The 20,716-nt window shown below is 40.4% G+C and carries 16 protein-coding genes; 6 read left to right on the forward strand and 10 right to left on the reverse strand.

Annotation, left to right across the window (positions count from 1 at the left end; genetic code table 11):
- Positions 1-43: 43 nt before the first annotated feature.
- Positions 44-2,275: a heavy metal translocating P-type ATPase gene (locus ACMFL8_RS14435; protein ID WP_201545968.1), complete on the reverse strand. Its 2,232-nt coding sequence runs from the start codon at positions 2,273-2,275 to the stop codon at positions 44-46.
- A 142-nt stretch (positions 2,276-2,417) separates the two neighbouring features.
- On the opposite strand from ACMFL8_RS14435, the gene cadR reads away from it, so the two are divergent.
- A complete protein-coding gene (cadR, locus tag ACMFL8_RS14440) occupies positions 2,418-2,828 on the forward strand; it encodes a Cd(II)/Pb(II)-responsive transcriptional regulator (RefSeq protein WP_045455795.1) in 411 nt (136 codons plus the stop codon).
- Between the two features lie 147 nt (positions 2,829-2,975).
- On the opposite strand, the gene ACMFL8_RS14445 is transcribed toward cadR, so the two are convergent.
- Together ACMFL8_RS14445 and ACMFL8_RS14450 are read right to left on the reverse strand one after the other, a co-directional pair.
- On the reverse strand, positions 2,976-3,698 hold the full coding sequence (locus ACMFL8_RS14445) for a CHAP domain-containing protein (RefSeq protein WP_045455791.1): 723 nt from the start codon (positions 3,696-3,698) through the stop codon (positions 2,976-2,978).
- A gap of 799 nt (positions 3,699-4,497) precedes the next feature.
- Positions 4,498-5,142 (reverse strand): DUF411 domain-containing protein, encoded by a 645-nt coding sequence (locus tag ACMFL8_RS14450; protein WP_045455788.1) that lies wholly within the window; start codon positions 5,140-5,142, stop codon positions 4,498-4,500.
- 239 nt (positions 5,143-5,381) lie between these two features.
- On the opposite strand from ACMFL8_RS14450, the gene lnt reads away from it, so the two are divergent.
- Positions 5,382-6,950, forward strand: a complete 1,569-nt coding sequence (lnt, locus tag ACMFL8_RS14455; protein ID WP_194621230.1) for an apolipoprotein N-acyltransferase — start codon at positions 5,382-5,384, stop codon at positions 6,948-6,950.
- Between the two features lie 50 nt (positions 6,951-7,000).
- On the opposite strand, the gene ACMFL8_RS14460 is transcribed toward lnt, so the two are convergent.
- Positions 7,001-7,165 (reverse strand): ImmA/IrrE family metallo-endopeptidase, encoded by a 165-nt coding sequence (locus ACMFL8_RS14460; protein WP_353511630.1) that lies wholly within the window; start codon positions 7,163-7,165, stop codon positions 7,001-7,003.
- A 222-nt stretch (positions 7,166-7,387) separates the two neighbouring features.
- On the opposite strand from ACMFL8_RS14460, the gene lgt reads away from it, so the two are divergent.
- Positions 7,388-8,272: a prolipoprotein diacylglyceryl transferase gene (lgt, locus tag ACMFL8_RS14465; protein ID WP_045455784.1), complete on the forward strand. Its 885-nt coding sequence runs from the start codon at positions 7,388-7,390 to the stop codon at positions 8,270-8,272.
- Between the two features lie 439 nt (positions 8,273-8,711).
- On the forward strand, positions 8,712-9,320 hold the full coding sequence (locus tag ACMFL8_RS14470; protein ID WP_194621231.1) for a hypothetical protein: 609 nt from the start codon (positions 8,712-8,714) through the stop codon (positions 9,318-9,320).
- 176 nt (positions 9,321-9,496) lie between these two features.
- On the opposite strand, the gene ACMFL8_RS14475 is transcribed toward ACMFL8_RS14470, so the two are convergent.
- Complete coding sequence (locus ACMFL8_RS14475; RefSeq protein WP_194621232.1) at positions 9,497-9,664, reverse strand: hypothetical protein; 168 nt, start codon at positions 9,662-9,664, stop codon at positions 9,497-9,499.
- A gap of 599 nt (positions 9,665-10,263) precedes the next feature.
- Here ACMFL8_RS14475 and ACMFL8_RS14480 point away from each other — a divergent pair.
- Complete coding sequence (locus ACMFL8_RS14480; protein ID WP_194621233.1) at positions 10,264-10,899, forward strand: hypothetical protein; 636 nt, start codon at positions 10,264-10,266, stop codon at positions 10,897-10,899.
- An 18-nt stretch (positions 10,900-10,917) separates the two neighbouring features.
- The gene (locus tag ACMFL8_RS14485) at positions 10,918-12,003 is read left to right on the forward strand and encodes an ImmA/IrrE family metallo-endopeptidase (protein WP_194621234.1); all 1,086 of its coding nucleotides are present in this window, start codon (positions 10,918-10,920) and stop codon (positions 12,001-12,003) included.
- 393 nt (positions 12,004-12,396) lie between these two features.
- Here the strand turns inward: ACMFL8_RS14485 and ACMFL8_RS14490 are convergent, their stop codons facing one another.
- The 5 genes from ACMFL8_RS14490 to ACMFL8_RS14510 all read right to left on the reverse strand — a co-directional run.
- Positions 12,397-12,957: a hypothetical protein gene (locus ACMFL8_RS14490; protein WP_194621235.1), complete on the reverse strand. Its 561-nt coding sequence runs from the start codon at positions 12,955-12,957 to the stop codon at positions 12,397-12,399.
- Positions 12,958-13,091: 134 nt separating this feature from the next.
- Entirely contained in the window at positions 13,092-16,190 is a 3,099-nt protein-coding gene (locus tag ACMFL8_RS14495; protein WP_194621236.1) for a type I restriction endonuclease subunit R, read from the reverse strand.
- 55 nt (positions 16,191-16,245) lie between these two features.
- Positions 16,246-17,415, reverse strand: coding sequence for a restriction endonuclease subunit S (locus tag ACMFL8_RS14500; RefSeq protein ID WP_194621237.1), 1,170 nt, complete (start codon positions 17,413-17,415; stop codon positions 16,246-16,248).
- Between the two features lies 1 nt (position 17,416).
- A complete protein-coding gene (locus ACMFL8_RS14505; protein WP_194621238.1) occupies positions 17,417-18,493 on the reverse strand; it encodes a Fic family protein in 1,077 nt (358 codons plus the stop codon).
- Positions 18,494-18,606: 113 nt separating this feature from the next.
- On the reverse strand, positions 18,607-20,716 hold a 2,110-nt coding region (locus ACMFL8_RS14510), incomplete at its 5' end, for an N-6 DNA methylase (RefSeq protein WP_413191407.1).

The raw sequence follows: 20,716 nt of genomic DNA on the forward strand, positions 1-20,716 counted from the left end.
AAATCTGCTGCTATCTCTAGTTTTTAATTGATTTCGAAGGGTTTTATTTAACTACTTTAGGCGCAGTTACCAATGGAGGCGCGCCTTTAAAGCGCAGTAAACGTAACGCATTGAGAGTAACGAGCACTGTTGCTCCAGCATCAGCTAGAACCGCAATCCATAGTCCAGTAATGCCGAATACGGTCGTGATCAAAAAGACGCCTTTGAGACCCAAGGCGAAAATGACGTTCTGATGAATATTGGTCATAGTGGCGCGCGACAGTGCGATGAGATGAGCCATGTCCGTAACACGACTTTTCAATAATGCAATGTCGGCCGTCTCAATGGCCACATCAGTACCGCCACCCATTGCGATGCCAACATCAGCGGTTGCTAGCGCTGGCGCATCGTTAATACCATCACCCACCATCGCTATTTTGCTGTTATTCTTCATCTCGTTAAGCAAGCGCAGTTTGTCCTCAGGCAACAGCTCAGCTTCCCATTCCACATCTAAATTACTGGCAAGTGCTTGAGCGGTTAAGCGGTTGTCGCCTGTGAGCATAACAGAGCGCACACCCATCGCTTTAAGCTGAGCCACACCTTCATGAGCGTCGTCTCGTAACTCATCTCTTAGTGCGACCAATCCAAGCACTTCTCGACTTTGCTCATCAAACAGCACTGAGACGGTCTTACCCTCATTTTGCAGCGCCTCGATTTGTGCCTGTTGCTCGGCTGAAATTGATGCCTCATCTGCGGCATAAACAGGCGAACCGATAGCTAGCGCGCGCCCAGCGATAGTTGCGTGTACCGCTTTACCCGCAGTAGCAGAAGCTTTAGAAGCCACAGGTATGACAATTTTGGCGGCTTCAGCATGACTGACAATGGCTTCAGCAAGCGGGTGACTAGAACCTGTCTCCACACTGGCAAAGAGCGCCAATACCTCATCTTGACCTTGAGAACCCTGATCCTGAGAATCCTGACTTTGAAGACCCTGATCCTGAGAACTTAGGTACTCTTGAGTGAAAGCAACAATGTCAGTAACGCGTGGCTTACCCTCAGTTAAAGTGCCTGTCTTGTCAAAAGCGACTGTCTTTACTTTGCCGATGGTTTCTAAAGCACTACCCCCTTTAATCAGCAAGCCGCGGCGCGCACCGACCGCCAGACCAGAAGCAATGGCAGCTGGTGTGGATAGCACAAGGGCACAGGGACAGGCAATTAGCAATAGTGCCAAACCGCGATACAACCAAGTTCCCCAATCTCCGCCCATCGCTAACGGCGGAACGATGATAATTAGGGCGGCAATAGCCATCACAGCCGGTGTATAGTAACGACTGAATTTCTCAATAAAACGGGCAGTGGGTGCTTTGGAGGCTTGGGCTTGCTCTACCAGCTCAATAATTTTTGCAATGGTGTTATCGGCGGCTGTTTTTTCTACGCGCACTTGTAGCACACCATCAATGTTAATTGACCCTGCGAATACATTGTCACCCATCGTCTTGGCAACGGGAACCGATTCCCCCGTCACGGGCGAATCATCAAGGCTAGACGCACCTTGAACAATGGATCCATCAGCAGATACTCTATCGCCAGGGCGCACCAGTACAAGGTCATTCACTTGTAGCGAGGCCGCTGGAACGTCGCGCTGCCCACCTTGAGTATCAAGTAAAATGGCGGTTTTTGGCACCAGCGACGCTAAAGCTCTAATGCCAGCACGAGCGCGATCAGCAGCGATACTCTCAAACAGCTCCCCGATTGAGAACAAGAAGACAACCGCTGCGGCCTCTTCAGCTTCACCAATGATAAGAGCGCCAAGCACGGCGACGGACATCAGCGTTTCAATTGAAAAGAATGAACCTGTTTTAGCCAGTGCTAAGGCTTTGCGCGCAAATGGAAAAACGCCTACAATCACGGCGATGGCAAACACCCATATCCCATAAGCGGGGAACAGTAGTGACAGTGCATAAGCGCTGCCCATCAAAATACCGAGACCAACAACCTGTTTGCCTTTTTGAGTTTGCCACCACCGCTTATCCTGCGGAGCCATCTGATTGTCGCTGTCAATATCAATAGCCGATACAGTTTGTTGACCAGTATTGGCAGAGATGCCGAACCCTAGGCTTTTGATTGTTTTTTCGATATCACTAGCCTGAGTCGGCGCACCAGGGGTCAAGCTTAGCTCTAGCGTTTCTGTAGCAAAATTTAGCTCAACATCAGAAACCCCAGGCATACGTTTCAAAGCTGTTTCAATCTTGCCGATGCAACTGGCGCAGTCCATACCTTCAATATGATATTTCATAATAATTTACCCTTTGAATAATGATATTATGAACCCTCTAGTGGCTTTAGAGTCAAGGTTATTTATCTACAGTTTCGTAATTTTAATTTCTCTAGCGCCAGTCTTTACAGCCACTTTAATCATTTAAATCATAGAGGTTGTTATGACAATCAAAATTGGTGAGCTCGCTAAACGCACAGGTGCCACAGTGGAAACCATTCGCTATTACGAAAAGGAGCACTTATTACCTGAGCCTTCTCGCAGCGCAGGGAATTATCGTTTATATAATGAAGAGCACATTGAGCGTCTACAATTTATCCTACACTGCCGTACGCTTGACATGGCTTTAGACGAAGTAAGAATCTTACTTGAATACTGGGAGGAACCTGATAAAGACTGTGGTGATGTGAACTTATTACTAGATAAGCAAATTTATGCTGTAGAAATACGAATGGAAAAACTGATGCACTTAAAGCAGCACTTGACTGTTTTGCGCCAGAAATGTGCAAGTAGTGCACCAGCCGTATCATGTGGGATATTAAAAGCTCTTGCCGATAATTCTTGTCATGAGTAATGATATCAGTAGTGTCTATTTCTGAATGATCAAATCATGAAAGGTTAAATACGCCCTGATGTTAAGCACAAAAAAACCCAGCAATGATAGTAATACCACTACTGGGTTGGAGGAAACAATAACTATGTTGTGCTGACTTATCAGGTCTTATTTATCATTCATAGCAAGGTAGATATTTCGATCTGATGCGGATGCGTCATCCACGTATTTTGAATCGCGCCATGTGGTATAAGCATAGACACCACTGTATGGACTGATACTGTTCTGACGGAAATCAGAAATCCAATCTTTGCCATCAAAGATTTGAATATGGCCATGTGGACGCTTTGATGAGCGATCATAGACAATAACATCACCTACTTGGGTTGGCATATCATTGCTAATTTTGCTAAAACCTGCTTTATCAAGCGTGCCACGAGTGGCGTACTGATAGGCTGAAGGATTCGGGGTAAACTCATAACCTGCTGATTGTAGTGCTTTACGTACGTAACGGGCACAATATCCAGAGCTACCAGATAGAGCCACTCGTGAAGCACGAGCAGCAGCGATAGCGGGGGCTGAATTGCTATCAGGAACTGTATTGACTTGCTGCTGTTGTTTTTCAGCGTATAAGCGGCTGTTCAGCGATGAAAGCTGATTCTCTTTTTGCTTGGCCTGCGCACTTAGGTTGCTAATTGCTTGACTGATTTCATCATTATTAGAAACATAAGCACCACTGCTAGTGCTATAGATGTTTTTTGATGAACCGTAGTTTGATGCCACAGAAGTATTGGTGATGGTATTATTTGTTTGAGAGATTGTGATAGCAGCACCACTCGTTTGTGCTATGCCCATACCCAGTACTGACAAAATCAATAAAGCCTGTTTCATAAATCTAATACCTACGGTTAATTCAAAATGGTCTGTTATCAACAACAGCGCAGTCAATTAAATTTCAACAACTCAAGTATATATACGTCATAGTGACTGATACTTCTGCTGCATATTATTCATATAAAAAATGATTATTGGCGATCACAGCATCATTGAAGTCTTACGAAGCCGTTGCAAATCAAGCTGCTGACCAAAACACAAAGCCGACTTTAGCATAGGCTGTTTAGCCTGTCATCACCCTTAAAAACCCCAAAAATACTTTTTTGATGTTGAAAAAATTACTAATAATGTACATTTTACAATGTAAGTTTGTGTAACATGCACAGGATATAGCTGACTACATTGACAATAATTTTTACTGTTTTATGAGAAAAAAAACGTCTAAGCGTTAAATCCATAATTGTAGATTTAACATTTAGACGTTTTTAAATTGGACCGAGGCAATTATGCTACATAGGGTTTAACTCATTATTAAGATAATATAATAATCTATAGTGTCAATATAGACTTTAATTCCCTACTGGATTATGTAATCTTACGTAATTGTTTCGATACACTCTGTATATTCTTGTATTAGTCCTTAGTTATCTATCCATTTTAAGGGTAAATAATCGATAAATTAGCTTACATTGTCATCAAAAGTTACAAATTCAAAGTTATTTTAGCTATTAAAGTCTCAATAGCTAATGAGATTTTTGATGAAGAATCAATTTATAAGTAATAGAACAGTCTTATACCTTTCTCATTTACTTTTAACGCTAACACTATAATCAAAGTATTCTTAACTGCTAACACATTATAATTGCTGCTCTACCGATTCGATATCAGCATAAACTTGGGTCGTCCCGTCTTTATTGAGCTGCATAACCTGATAGGGCATGAATTTATTTTGATACTCCATACCTGGGCTACCAACAGGCATACCCGGTACAGCAAGTCCGAGCGCTTGTACTGGCGGATTCTCTAAAAATTGCGCCATATACTTAGCAGGTACATGGCCTTCAAAGACGTAATCATCAGTAGTGACTACAGTATGGCAAGAACGCATCTCAGTTGGAACGCTGTAGCGCTCTTTAAATACGGCTAAGTCCGCAACATCTTGCGCGGTTGCACTTAGACCATTATCTTCTGCATGACTTATCCATTCTTTACAGCAGCCGCAATTAGCATCTTTATATACCGTGGCTGAGACGTTTTTTAGTAGGTCTGGTTTACTTACTGATGTCATCATAGGGGCACTTATAACGTTTGGTTCAGCTGTCTTTGGAACAGTCACTACATCTTCAGTTGATGCCGATGTTGTGCTTGCATCAGATACGCCACTACTCGGTTGGCTACAAGCAAATAGTGATGAGGCGGCAAGTAATACTAACGTACTACGCAACCCCTTAGACAGATGACGATTGAATATAAGACTGGATTTTATTTTTAAGGTGGTCATAGTACTCTCTCATGTACTGTAAATATTGTGAGCTATAGAAGGCCACGTAACACTTCATATCGTTTGGTAATGTAGCATAATAACCCATCAAACGGGGTACGTAAATTTATCCATTGAGCAGTGCGGACTGGTATCATAAGCAGTTTTTATTTTGAAATGCTGCCTGTAGTATTAACGGGTCTATCTGAGTTTTGGATTTTGATCAAAAATTCAAGGCACATAATTTTGGATAATTTGCGATGAGCCTGTCTACTATTAATCTACAAAAGCGTTTGAGTACTCACTCAAATCAATTACCGCTATGGTTTACGCTAGTAGCAGCATGGCTTGCAGGAGCTATTTTTTTATTTGCGCTAGCGCCTTATGGGTTCTGGCCGCTAGCAATAGTGTCACCAGCGATTTTATATGCGCTGTTGGTACCAAATATGAGTGGTCGTCGCGCTTTTATTATTGGTGAAGCTTACGGTATGGGGTTATGGTGCGTCGGCGGCTTTTGGCTCTATACTGCCATCCATGATTATAGCGATACTCCAACGTGGCTCGCATTGATTATGATTGCATTGATGGGTCTCGGTATGGGACTGTTTCATGGATTTTTAGCACTAGTCTTTAACCGTATGGTAGGCAAACAACCCTTTTCATTTGCTGCTCTTTGGGTGCTACAAGAATGGTTAAAAACTTGGTTATTCACAGGCTTTCCATGGCTGTTTGTTGGTTATGCGTTTACTGAAGAGTATTGGCTATCGTCCTTAGCACCCGTTGCTGGTGTTTTTGCCGTCTCTTTTGTTGCCATACTATTGGCTGCAAGTTTAGTAGAGCTACTGCTTCGGCGCAGTAGTTATGCCGCCGTTTCTTTACTGTTATTAGCCATTAGCACATCATTATGGCTGGTCAATCCGCAATGGACAAAACCTAAGGGCACACCTGATCTGTCAGTGTCATTGATTCAAGGTAATATTTCACAAGATATAAAGTGGCTGACTCAATATCAAGTAGAAACGCTAAAGATTTATGCGAAGTTAACGCGCACTGAGTGGGGACGTGATGTTGTGGTGTGGCCTGAATCATCTATTCCGATGTTTCAGGATGAGGCTGCGGGCTTTATTAGTGAAATGATAGAAATGGCCAATGCGACCAATACTACATGGATAACTGGTATCCCTTATAAGGATAAAGCGGCATTCAATGCCAGTACGGATAAGTATCCCCCATTTTACAATAGCGTGATTGCTCGAGGTGTAGAAGCGGAAGGCCTATACAAGAAGCAGCGTCTGGTGCCTTTTGGAGAGTATATTCCATTTGAAGGCGTACTCGATATTTTCCCAAATTTGGCCGGTAGTCAGGATATTAAGAGCTATAGTCGTGGTAGTGATCAGCAGTCACCGCTACAAGTGCGTGGACACAATATAGGGACGGCTATCTGTTATGAGGTAGCTTATCCAGATACTACGCGTAAAAATGCCATCGATACTGACTTTTTGTTGACCGTCTCTAACGATGCCTGGTTTGGCACTTCAGCAGGACCATTGCAACATTTGCAAATGGTACAAATGCGCGCTCTTGAGAACGGGCGCTGGTTTATTCGAGCGACCAATACTGGTGTTACCGCTATCATTAACCATAAAGGTCGTATTGTAAAACGCGCACCGCAGTTTGAGCGTACTGTACTACGTGGTGAGATACAGGCACGGGTTGGTAACACTCCCTTTATGCTTATGGGAAATTATCCTATCTTGATAATAATAGCGCTGCTATTACTACTGAGCTATTTTGGCAAAGGTCTAACCACACTTAGAAGACGAGGGTAATAGTAAACTTAATCATAATAATTTAATCAGCATAAATTTTATTGTAGGATTCATGTTTCAGCTGCTTTAGACTCTAAGTCTTGATCAAGCGATTCTACGAAACTTTCAGATATTATCATGCTGTAGATACCTCTAACCAAATGACCATATTCGTGACATGCATCGAATCTACTTTTCTCCATAGTTTTTTTGTTATTCAAAAAGATAAAAGGCATTCACGCCTCAGTTGGTTGATTAGATTTAGGGAGAATATCACATTGCTGGGATAATTTTTTTCCGCTTGCTGCGCGCAAGCCAAACAGATGCTTCGAAATATTTATTCCAGCACCACGTTATGATCGTTGACACTCTTTTGTTTTGAACAGACGGTCGTGTTCGCAAGGGTCAAATTTTGCTATTATGACCAACATTTTATTATCAATAATTATGATACCTTTATGATGATTCATCCTCAGTATGATCCCGTTGCGCTGTCTTTGGGTCCAGTAGAAGTGAACTGGTATGGTTTAATGTACCTGCTGGCATTTGCCGCCGCTTATGGTCTGGCTTGGTATCGTAGTACCAAACGCGACAATTGGACCACCGATATGGTGTCTGATTTGGTCTTTTATGGGGCGCTTGGCGTTATTTTAGGCGGTCGGATTGGCTATGTGCTGTTTTATCAATTCGGCGAGCTACTACAAAACCCCGCATACCTATTAAAGGTTTGGGAAGGCGGTATGTCTTTCCACGGCGGCTTTATTGGCGTCATGATAGGTATGTGGTTCTTTGCGCGTAAATACAAAAAAACCACCTTTCAAGTATTCGATTTTATCGTTCCTTGCGTGCCAACTGGCTTACTGTTTGGTCGTATCGGTAATTATATCAATGGTGAACTATGGGGGCGCGTATCAGACGGTGGCTATAATTGGCTGACCTACTTTCCGCAAGCCGCTGCCTTTGATATGGAGCAATTACAGAGCAATCCACAATTGCAAGAATTAATGATTGAGGTTAATGGTCAGTACATACTGCCTCGTCATCCATCGCAACTATATGAAGCCTTCGCCGAAGGTCTGCTGCTATTTATCTTTTTATGGTGGTACTCATCAAAGCCGCGTCCACGTATGGCCGCTTCTGCCGTGTTCTTACTGGGCTACGGTATCAGCCGCTTTATCATTGAATTCTTCCGTCAGCCAGATGCTGATCAAGGATTTATCCTTTTAGGTTGGATGACCAAAGGACAAATATTAAGCGCACCGATGATTATCGCTGGCTTAATTATGCTGATTTACGCTTATAAACGTGGTATCTATGATTGGGGTAAGCAGTCTGCTTATTAGGTATGAGAGACAATCATGTATGAACTAATAAAAATGAACGCTGTGCTAACAAGATACATTCCTTTGTGAAACTGATATCTATGTTAGAGTAAGATTTTTTTATTCCTAAAGCCAATCTGTTTAGTGACAACTGGGAGGTAAGCCTTCATTAAAGGCGATCTTATATTTAATAGGTACAGCGACTAATTAAAAAGATGGATATGCCGCCATTTCATCTTGAAAGGTACACTGCTATGTACACTGAGCTGCTATGAGTATTTTGACTACTGACATCAATAGCTTGCAGCTTGATATTCAAGTCCTCACTAGGGAACCGTATCCATAGGTATATTGGTTTAATAAAACCCGCTAATTGTTAGCGGGTTTTTTATTGTGTAAGACTAATGAAGTTGTACTATCAGTATATGTAATAATCAAAGCATATTATTAGGGGGCTTTCATGCAAGAATTACTACAATTGCCAATTCAAATACAGGCCACATTGGTTGCGGGTTACTTGGGCTATGCTTTATTAAAACGAGACTACCGTAAGACCGAAAAAATAACGGATATGTGGCTACTTATATTACTATTAGGTTTACCAACAGCGGTTACTTTGCAACTGTGTGACTCAAGTTGGGCTTACCTATCAGTATTTTTTGGCTTACCACTTGCATACGGCTGGTTAAAGTTTGCTGAAGCAAAATGGACAAATTTATTATATCGTAAAAAAATTAGCCATACTCTAAATTCAGGAGACACTTGGAAAACCTTATCTGCTCATAAAGATGTAGCAGCAACCCAAATAAAATTAGTCCATAAGAATGGTAATCAATATTTATGTAATAGTACGATGGAGTTTTTTGGAGAAGCATTTGCCCCATTTATTATGGACGAAGATGGTATTGCCTTTTATGTTACGGATACTAAAGGTAAAGACGGTGTGGAATGGATAGAGGTAGCACAGGTTAAGTTAGAGCCAGAGTTTGGTAGTATGATTACTTATTTCCCTCGTGCCGATATAGAGTTTTTGGAAATGAGATATACAACACAAGTAGAGCAAGGTTAGTAAAAAAACTATTTATGCGGGTTATGTGGTGGTTTAGGCGGGGGTCTACTGGATACTGGCCGCTGCCCGTTATCACTTAATGGCCAACTACCTCGGTCTGATTTTTTTTCACCGTTGGAACTTGAATTCCCGTTGTTTGGATTACCCATAGTTACATCCTAATATTTTAAAGAAGTTTATTTATGTGGGTTGTGTGGTGGTTTCGGTGGTTTGCTAGTTGATTCTGGGTTTTGTCCAATTGCAGTGTCACCCATAGGTCTACGAATTGAGGCACCTTGGTCTGATTCGTTAATAGGTTTCCCTCTATCTTTTGAATTTGTACCACCATTTTTTGGATCGCTCATTCTTACTTCCTTATAATATAGTCTGATGAGTAAAATGCACATAAATGAAGTTTACAAGCTATTTTTAATTTATGTTATAAAGAAGTGAATGTAAAGAGTTAACTTATACCTATCGTCCAAACACAAAAAACCTGCTGTTAGAGCTACTGATAGCAGGTTTTTTGTGTTTGGAATCAATGTTTAAATGCATTGATATTCTGTGGTGGTCATCAACTACGCGGCGTCATCACGGCACTGAGCTATATTGAAAAAACTATAGAAGCTAACATGGAATATTTTAATCAGACAGCTCGATCATAATGACCCATGCTATCGATTTTATAGTCAGTTCATATCTAACACTAGCAGTTTTATGCCTGTATAGCGCATCGAACGTGTTCCCATAAGAGTCATGATGGCAAATAAAATAATCGGCTGAATATACTGCTGGAGATAGTACACAGCTAAAGGTGAATATATCAAATAGTTAGGTTTTCTGCATAATACTAAACGCAGCTGGATTCAATTCGCTCTATTTATCTTATTGACGTTTAGCTATTTACTTGCATTCTATTTCCTATTATCATACATCAACTTGATGTCAATATATCGGAAATATTATGTTTTCACTACAACCGTCGTTTGATGCTACTTCAGATAAATTTATTGATGAAACTTCTGAGGTCGTTAGTGCTCTTGCTGCCATTCACCCCAGTCTTACAACTCAACTAGTTTACGAGGTGATTCTGGCTGCTAATGAAAAAACCCAGCATGTTGGAACATCCTTTCCAACAAATGCTTTATTAGCGATGTGGCAGTTTCATATTTCAGGCTTTCTTAGAGAGAAATTATGTTCTTTTGGTTGGACCAAAGTTGATGGCAAGGGAGGAGTCGCATATGTAATATCGCCGTGTAAGGAGCATGCAATCCGTGTCTTTGCAGGTAATAAGTATGTAGGCTTAAGAGATGGAAGCGTAAGCAATAAATCGATTAAAGGTAGTACTCTTAAAGATGATATTTATCCTTTATTAAATTCTGATAAGGGAACTACCATTTGGACTTTACTTCATTACCGATTTGGTGAGTTAATGAGATTAGAGCTTTCACAGCCAAAATCATTTGCAAAAGGTAGGATTGATGACTGGAGTACGCGTATTAAACTTCCTGATATCAAATTCAACATTCCTACAACACCACGTATGAAAGATAAAGTAGAAGTAGGTGTAGTTCCTATCAAGCGTAAGAAAAAAGCTTAATTACCTTAAGGCTAATATATGTTTAATCCAAATCGATTACAGTTTGCAATCGATAGGCGGGCTGTGAGCAAAGCCGAATTAGCAGAAAAGCTAAATATTACTCCTAGAACATTAACAAATTACCTAAATGGAAATACTGAGCCTAATTTGGTTGATCTTTCAAGGGTGCTAAGCTTGCCTATCGATTTTTTTAAAGGCAGTGATTTACCAATCATTGATGAACATAGCGTTAGTTTCAGATCTCGTTCTAGAATGACCAAAAAAGTTAAAGCTGAAGCTTTAACTTATGGCATAACCGGTTTTATGCTTAATGATTGGTTTGAAGAAGAGTTTGAGCTCGTTCAGTCAGAACTTCCTGATTTATCCCATTTATCTCCTGAAGAAGCGGCTAATACGCTCCGTTATGACTGGGGTTTAGGCGATAAACCTATTGGAAGCTTAATTGCTCTGTTAGAGTCAAAAGGTATACGTATTTTTTCGATTTTTGTAAAATCGGAATATATTGATGCTTTTAGCGTTTGGTATGATGACCAGCCTTTTATCTTTCTTAATAACCAAAAAACTATGGAGAGAAGTAGATTTGATGCATGTCACGAATTAGGTCATTTGGTTAGAGATATTTACAGCATGAAAATGTCTGAAAGTTTCGGCAAATCGCTTGAGCAAGACTTAGATTCTAAAGCAGTTGAAAGAGGTGCAGATAAGTTTGCGTCTGCGTTCTTAATGCCCGAAGTTGCATTAATGGAATATAGACATGTAAACCCTACTTTAAACAACCTTATTGAGCTGAAAAAAGTGTTCGGTGTATCTTTAGTAGCACTGGCATATAGAATGCATAAATTAGGGTTAATAAGCGAATGGATTTATACAAGAGTGCTTTGTCCAGCAATTGCAAAGTATAACTATCGAAAGTCAGAGCCTCATCCTATGGATAGAGAGACCTCTCAAGTACTCAATACGATAACCAGTGAACTAAATTCAGAAGGAATGAGTCTAGATGATATTGCTAAAAAAATTAATCTTAGAAAAGCTGATATAACTCCATTACTGTTTCAACTTGCTGATAGCACAAAGCCTTTTCATTTGTTCCAAGTTTTAAAATGAAGTGAGATTGTCAGTCAAGATTGATAGCTGCTTTCACTTTGGTTACTCTTAATTCAACGACTCATGCATACATATGGGCGATCACTAAATCAAAAAATGAATGCCCATGAGTATCAATAGCTTCATTATCTATGATAAGCACCCACCTATTTGATGCTGCACCTAAGCTTTTAAAGCATCATCATTAGAAAATTGGATTACCACACAACAGTCTTGAGTTTTTTGTTATATTAGATATTATTTTTGTATAGAATTACTCATTTACTCATATGAGTAAATGAGTAATATATTTTATGAAAATAATCTCAATACTGAACACAAAGAGTGACAGCAATTTATCAGATATGAATTTCATAGCTGCAAGACATATATGTTGCTCGTCAACAATGACCATTACCACGGCATCATAGCCACCACACGCTGGCCATTTATGTAATAGCACATAAGTAGCAATATAATTTCAGGTGGAAGAGTTAGCTCTTTGGTTGTCCCATTAAGATGTTCCGTTCGCGTAATACCGTCAGCATAAGCCTTACTTTTTTTGTCGTAAAATCCAAAATAATCACCAACTAAGCGAATATCGTTTAATAGTTTTCCATGCTTTTTATCCACTGCTTTACTTATGGCAAGTGTACCCTGTGGCTCATCAATCAAGATCATCATTGCAACAAATTGCATCACACGATCATGCAGCTTGACGGACTCCATCATCTCATTATAAAAAGCATATGCCTCAGCGCCGGTACAAAGTTTTTCAAACATAGTAAGCGCATGAGCTACCATTTCTGCAATCACAGAGTCGTTTTCTGCAAACTTTATAGCAATAGTATTTCTAGCAATCGGTAGCATTACAGATAGATAACCATCACTGTCTACCACCACCCCACTATTCATGTAGGGCCCTACATCGTCTTGAATATTCAATAATGCAGATTTATGATTCTCAATAAACATTTAGTGTTACTCAGTAATCGTCCCAGTAATACTAAAAACCTCGTGTTTTTAGCTAATAAGTACAGCCTGATTGTTACTTCGGTTTTCTAAGAGTGGCAAGGTTTTTCACTTATTCAGAGTTTTATAATCAGGTACTAACTATCTAGAATAAACTGTCGTAGTAAACTATCAACTCTTATGTTCACTTTAAACGCGGGTATAGTCGCGTTTTCGATAGATTCAAAGTACGCTTTTGCTTTGGTCTTATTGACGGTCTCTTTTAGTTCGTCATAAAGACCAAATTCATTGATTGTGGCGTCTGTAACCTGTCTACTCATAAGCTCACGCAGTTTTGCCTCATTAAGTCCTAAATCATCTGAGAGCTGTTGTATTTCATCACTCTCAGCTTGAGCTTGATACTTGGTGATATAGTCTTTAAAAGTGGTGTTGGCATCGACTTTAACTTTGCCACGCTGTACATCATTTAAAAATATATTGGCATGCTTTTGCTCTGCTTGACTAAGCGATGGAAAGGCCTGATGCAGCTCATTTAGGGCCTGCTCAGCACCTTCTAGGTCAATCAGCTCAAGGTATTTATCAAAACGCGCATTCAGATAGTCGGTATCAATTCTATCGGTATTAATTTCCGTTAAGTAACCTGAAATATCAAATGGGACGTCACCACCATCACCACCTGACCCTCCGCCTGAAAACAGCTCTTTATAGCGCATTGCGAGCACCAAGTAAGTCTGTTCATCAAAGTCTAAGCTGACACTGCTATCATCAAATTCGTAAGTTAGTTTATCCCACACAAAGCCCTGTATTTCTGCAGCTTCTAGATATTCATTAAATAGCTTAAACAGCTTGGCAAACTTAGCCTGACTCGCCTCTTCAGTGGGCAGCGCTTCAAAGTTTTGTATACTAGCAATGGCAAATACTTCTACTGTCTCCGCAAACACTCTATTCATCTCATTTAGATTTTTCTCAAGCTTATCTACAAAAAGTCCAAGAGGCTTATCGCCAGAGTACAGTTTTATGGCTGCCGCAATATTACGCTCCATACTATGGGGCTTACGGTAATAGCGTATCGTACCGAAGGGTTTATCAGGGCCAAATAATCGATTGGTACGAGAGAACGCCTGAATAATACTTTCATAGCGAATGAGTTTATCTAGATATAAGGTATTTACCCACTTAGAATCAAATCCTGTTAGCAGCTGCTCAACCACAATGAGAATGTTCAATTGATCCGCTGGAGTACGCTCAATTAACTTGTATTCAACTTTATGAGATAAGCGATTGGCAATGTCTTTTTTAAATTTGCTATGACTAGAAATCGTAAATTTTTGCTCAAACTGCGCGTTATAGTCCTCTATGATTTCAGCCAGACCCTGCTCTTTAAAAATCGAGGTGGTCTCATTGCCCTCATTAGGGTCGAATAAAGCACTTATTTTTAAATCCAGATTATCCTCGGCTATTTTTTGTTTAAGCAACCTATAGTAGGTAATGGCCTCAGTAATGCTGCTGGTAGCGAATAGTGCATGAAATTTATTACCACGGCTCAATGTCGGATAATTATCCAAGATATCTGCCACCACTTGCTCTTGGTGTTCTGGCGTCAGATATTGCACGTTCGGTAAATAGTCCTCAATACCCTTATTATATGTACCGTCAGCAGAGTTATCACCCGCCATAGGCACATCATTCATAAATTTATAATACTTTTTTTTCTTAACATCATCCTCTAAAGCGTCAGATTCGCTATCTGCTTTTGCTTGATGTAGAGCGACGACCTGACGTACTTCTTTATCTTTAAAGGTCGCCACACGGTACAAGTCAAAGCCTAAGACATTACGGTCACGAATGCCGTCAGCAATGCTATAACGGTGCAATTCATTACCAAAGATGGTCGCGGTGGTACTCATCTTACGCTGGTTCTCATCGTGTATCGGCGTACCTGTAAAGCCAAAGAGCATAGCATTAGGAAAGGTCTGCTTGATGGTTTGCAGCATCTCACCAAAGGTAGAGCGGTGTGCCTCATCAACGATAAATACCAAGCGCTTATCTTGCATAACAGCCAAATCATGTGCGTTCATCGCATTATTATCGGCCTTAATATTGCTCATCTTTTGAATAGAGGTGACAATCAAGACGTCAGCAGGATCATCACTCTTAAGCTTGCTTATTAGCGCATTAGTATCTTCAGTAGCTTGTACACTTTGGCTTTCTTCAGCGAAGCTCTTATAAGCATCAAGTGACTGCGTACCTAGCTCAATTCTATCCATTAAAAAAACGACTTTATCAGCGTCTTTTGAGCTGGCAATCAGCTGTGCTGACTTAAAGCTAGTCATGGTCTTACCGGAGCCTGTGGTATGCCAAACATAGCCGCCTAATTGGCTATTCTTGCTTTGCCACTGCGTGGTAGATACCTTGTCTGATATGGCGTTGGCAGCATAATACTGATAACTACGCATGACCTTTAGCACCCCATCGGCATTATCTGCCACGGTATAAAAGCCAATGAGCTGATGGGCCATAGGAATCGACAGTAATGAGGCTGCGATGTCCTTGTAACTCGTGTATGGCTCGTTATAGACGTTGGCCCACTGAAAGTAATACTCAGGCTTAAAATTACCATCTGGATTGGCAAAATAAACCGTTTCATCCGGTGTCATCGCGACGAATATCTGTACTAAGGCAAACAGTCCGCTAAAGATACCGGCTTCGGCATATTTTTCAATTTGAATGCATGCTTGACTGACGGCGATACCGCTTTTTTTAAGCTCAAGGTGAAATACAGGCATACCGTTGATGAGTAGCATCAAGTCGCCACGGCGATTTTTTAGAATGGGCGATTTGGTAGGAAATAGCGGCTGCTTTACGATTTGATAACGACTCTGTCCGGCCGCAATTTCATGACGGTTATAAATACTAAGGCTGATCTCTTTGCCGTAGTGCAAGGCGTCATCTGGGTTGTCACGAGTGATGGCGACACTGTTGCCATTGATAAAACCGTTTAGCTGGAGCGGTGTTTTTAAGGTATTGATTTGCTCAATAAGCTGCTGCATCTCGCTATCAGTCAGCGGGATATTATTAAGTCGGTCCGGATTGCGATTGTTCTGAAATAAAATATTGGCCCAGTTGTCTATTAAATCCTGTTCTGTCGGACGGTTGATAACGGTGTCTTCCCATCCCTTTTGAATTAGGATTTTGATAAGGGCGTTTTCAAACTCGTCTTCTGATTTAAAGGTCATGGGCTTGCCTTAGGGCGTTAGATTACTTTACGTTAAATGTGAAATCGATGCGTTGTTATACAAACATCTTTGCTAACAGAGCTTTTTTAAGATTTTCAAGGGCTTTGAGCTGCTTAGCTTGCAAGGCAAGAGTGTCATCCAGTTGCTTAAAGAACTGACCGATAGCAATTTGTTCTTTCATTGTCGGTAAAGGAACTTCAATTTCCATCATCGCTTTTTTAGAAATATTAAATCTAGAGATACCTTGTGCCAATAATATAATTTTTGATCGGACCTTATCAGAACGCAACATAAAGGCTATATAGTTTAAGTCTACTTCTTGTGTCAAACGAAAACCGAAACAAAAGCTATTTAAATATATAGGGTAATAATTGTGTTGCCAAACAGACGACATACCAACCTCTTCAGGAGTTTCTGAAGAAGTAGTAAATAAAACATCTCCTTTTTCCACTAAGTTTTGTCTGCTGTCTACTTCCACATTATCCAACATGGTGACTGATGAGAGCGTATTAGAATAAACATTCATATATGTGACATATTTTGCTGAGCCATGTCCAAAGTCATGCTTGGTTTTACCACTCAATCCTGTATAGGTATAACCTATATCTCCTAGTTTCTTATCAGTCCATTCTTCATTGAAGTTTTTTAAACGAATTTTAGGCTGATCCTCTTCTGCTTGAGGAAACATTCTACTAAGGAAATTATTTTTCAAAATCTTTGTTTTTTCATGCTTAGAGCGATAAATGGTAATAGTTTTATCAATATGTTGAAAGTATTCACCAATAGCAATCTGCTCAGGTTTTTTTGGAAAACTGATAGGTATCGAGTGTATCGTTGAGCTAGTTAGGCTTGGCACTCCTGTTGAAGTATTTAATTTTCGCCATTGAATTTTTTGAAATAACGTGAATATAAAAAGGCCTGAAGCCTCTTTAGAAAGCTCGCTATAAAATAAAGTATCTACAGTCCAAAACGGAGAATTCATGTAATAAGGCTTGTCAATTGTTCCCTTTCTACCAATTAACACGCTTTCTTTATCATACAAAGGAATGTTAGTTCTTCCTATCTCACCACCTGTTGCTAAAATTGGATAAATACCACCAGTCACTTCAATGTTTTTTTGTGACATACCACTCTTTATTTTCAAAACATCTCTTACTTTACCTTCAATCCAGTCATCAATGAACCCATTAAAACGAATATCAGGCGTGTTGTTATTTATATTCATATTACGCTCTATTTATTAAAAGTTGCAGTAGCGAGATATTGATATAGTAGGAGCTGCGTCCGATTTTCTCTTTTTGTAGCAGTCCAATATCGGTCAGCTCATCTAAGTATTTAGTAGCCGTGATACGCGACACATCTAAATCATCCATTACAAACTCTATCTTGGTGTAGGGATGGTTAAATAAGTTATTTAACAGCTCTTGGCGATAGATTTTGGGCTTCTCCTCGCGTATTTTGAGCTTGTACGTTTGTATCAATGCCTTGATATCTTTGATTAATATGATGGTAGATTTAGACGTTTCTTCTACACTATCAAGCATAAATAACAGCCAGCCTTCCCAGTCACCAGTATCTCGAACGTGCTGTAGATAGTGATAGTAATCAGCCTTATGGCGAATCAGGTAGTGACTCAGGTATAAAACGGGCAAATCTAGTAAGCCTTGCGCCACCAAATAGAGAATATTTAAAATCCGTCCTGTACGTCCATTACCATCATAGAACGGATGGATACTCTCAAACTGATGATGAATGACCGCCATTTTTACCAGTGGGTCCAGATCGCAGATCGCATCATCATTTATGAAGGTGGCGAGATTATCCATCAATACTTTGATATCGTCGCCGTGTTGGGGCGGCGTATAGACTATGTCGCCTTGGCTGTTTTTGAGAGTAGTACCTGGCAGCTTACGAAAGCCTGCGACGTTTTTCTCTAACTCTTCTTGAATGGCCAAAATATCACTTAAACGAATAATGCCACTTTTTCGTACTGTGTCGAAACTTGATTTTAGCGCTTGCGTATAGTTCTGTACCTCTTTGGTTGCAAGACTTTGGTTGACGATATCAAGCTCAGCTTTAAACAGCTCATCATTGGTAGTGACAATATTCTCTATCTCAGAGCTGTGCTTCGCTTCTTGTAGAGCCAAGGTATTGATCAAGATCGCTTCATTAGGGATGGATGAGACCACACCTTTGAGTTCAGCTAAATAGCGATTGGCTGAAGACAGTTTTTTTAGGACGGCTCTGGTTTCTAGCGCCTCCATATCAGGGAGCGGTAAAGGGATAATCTGATACTCGTCCATGGACACCTCTTGGGATATGTATAATATTTCAGCTTTTTTATACATGTTATGCAAATATGCATAAAAAAGCCGCTTTTCTATACATGTTTATTTGATATCAGCATTTAACATAGCTAGCTTTTTAAAATAGCCTGTAGCGCTTGCAGTCCTGCACTATCGAACTCATCAGCAACTAAGTCATCTATCATATCGGCAAGCTGGCACTCTGCTGCTGTAAGCTCATTAGTCGTTGCGGTATAAGTGTCTGCATACTTGTCCGCTAGCGCCCTTACTTGTCGTGTAAGGTCACTAATGACATCATCGGCCAACTGCGCCATAACCTGTACCAACGGCTGTATCCATTTAAGATGAAGTAGCTCATTAACGGTGTCATCATCCAACCATTCGATAACGAGCTTGGTGAGTTGATGGAGGGCTTCACTATCGTCTCTAATTTCAATCTTTAGCATTTTTTCTTGTATTAATAGCCCATCTGCCTGCACGAGCCTTGCTTCTTCAGTGTCAGCAGCAAATTGATGCATCGCTTGTAGAGTTTTTAGATAGCTATTGATAGCAGACTTGCCGTAAGTACCATCTTTGTTTGCCTCTATGGCATCCCAGTTGACTGCTGATTCTTGAGCAATAAAATCAAGTTTTTCAGGTTTTTTAGGTTTACGGTCTAAAAATACTAGATATCGGTTTAAGCCTAAGATTTCAGGAGTTTCGATATCTTTATAAGCAGCTTTCAGGGCCTTGTTGATTTCACTAGAGGCAAAGCTAGTGTTACTATCGTTTAGTAACTTCTCTTTTTCCTCTTCACTTAGCTCATCAATTAAGCTTTCTAATTCGCCAGTGACAGCCGTTAGCTGATGCTCTTTATCCTGTAGACTTTGCAGTCTGTCTGCTAATAGATGCTGCTGTACCAAGTTAAAGGGCAGTATGTGACCGGCCCAACCTTCTTGAACTTCCTCGTCTTTGCCGTTTACTTTTTTAAGTACCATATTGGGATTAACGATAGTGGTGGCAGCAAAACCTTCTGTTTTGATAATTTCTAAATCTACTGTTATGAGCTGCCACTGATCATCGAGCGCTTGATAAGCGGTGTATTTATTAATCAATAAAAAATCTTGCAGACGAGTAAAAATATCATTTGCTAAGATATCTTCTTGCCTTGATATCTTAAGGTTATCCAAGTTAGTAATCAGCTGTTGATCAAGGTAGTCGGCAAAATCGGCAAAACCACTACGGTAACGCTCAAAAAATGCTTTTACGTCATTGTTCTGGTAGATATGTGGCTCAATATCGGTTGTCGCAAGCTCGTAATAAGGCTTATCTTCTTCCTGATTAAACAAGCTGCTTTTGAGACTTGGGAACGCTGCCCAATAACGATCAAGCGCATCAATCTCATTTCGCGGAATACCGCCAAACATAGTGGCATAAATATCCCAAGCAGTAGCTGCTTCAGCAGAGTCTACATATCGTGGAATGTTTAGATTGTAGCCTTGATCACGTATATCTTGTTGGCTGACCACACGGGCGTATTTGTCGATATTTTGACGGTCAATAACCGCATCCGTGATTTTTTTGATATGCGACGCTTGCAGTTGATTGTCTTTGCCAACTTTTATAAAATCTTTTGAAGCATCTATGATCAGCACATCTGTGTTGACACGTTTTTGTTTGAGAATGATGATAACCGTAGGAATACCTGTGCCAAAGAAGATGTTAGCAGGTAACCCAATAATGGTATCGATATGATTGTAGTCGATAAGATTTGTGCGAATTTTTTCTTCTTCACCGCCACGAAATAATACGCCGTGAGGCAGCACAATCGCCATGATACCGTCTGGTTTGAGATGATATAGGTCGTGAAGTAAAAAGGCATAGTCTGCCTTAGTTTTTGGTGCAAGGCCAAAACGAGCATAGCGCGGATCAGACTCTTTGTTGGCAGAGTCCCATTCTTGTGAATAAGGAGGATTAGATACCACAGCATCTACGTGCAAGATGTTATAGCTATTGACTGGGTCAGCTTCATCAAAGTATGGCCAATCATCCTCTAACGTATCCGCATTACGAGTAAAGATATTAGAAGGCAAAACCCCGCGCATGATTAAGTTCATACGAGTCAAGTTATAGGTATTTTGTTTGAGCTCTTGAGCGTAGTATTTAACGTTGTTTTTACTATCAATATGTCTGGCAATAGATTGACCGATATTAATAAGTAGCGAACCCGAACCACTGGTT

Source organism: Psychrobacter sp. AT9 (assembly GCF_047272965.1).
GTDB lineage: Bacteria > Pseudomonadota > Gammaproteobacteria > Pseudomonadales > Moraxellaceae > Psychrobacter > Psychrobacter glaciei.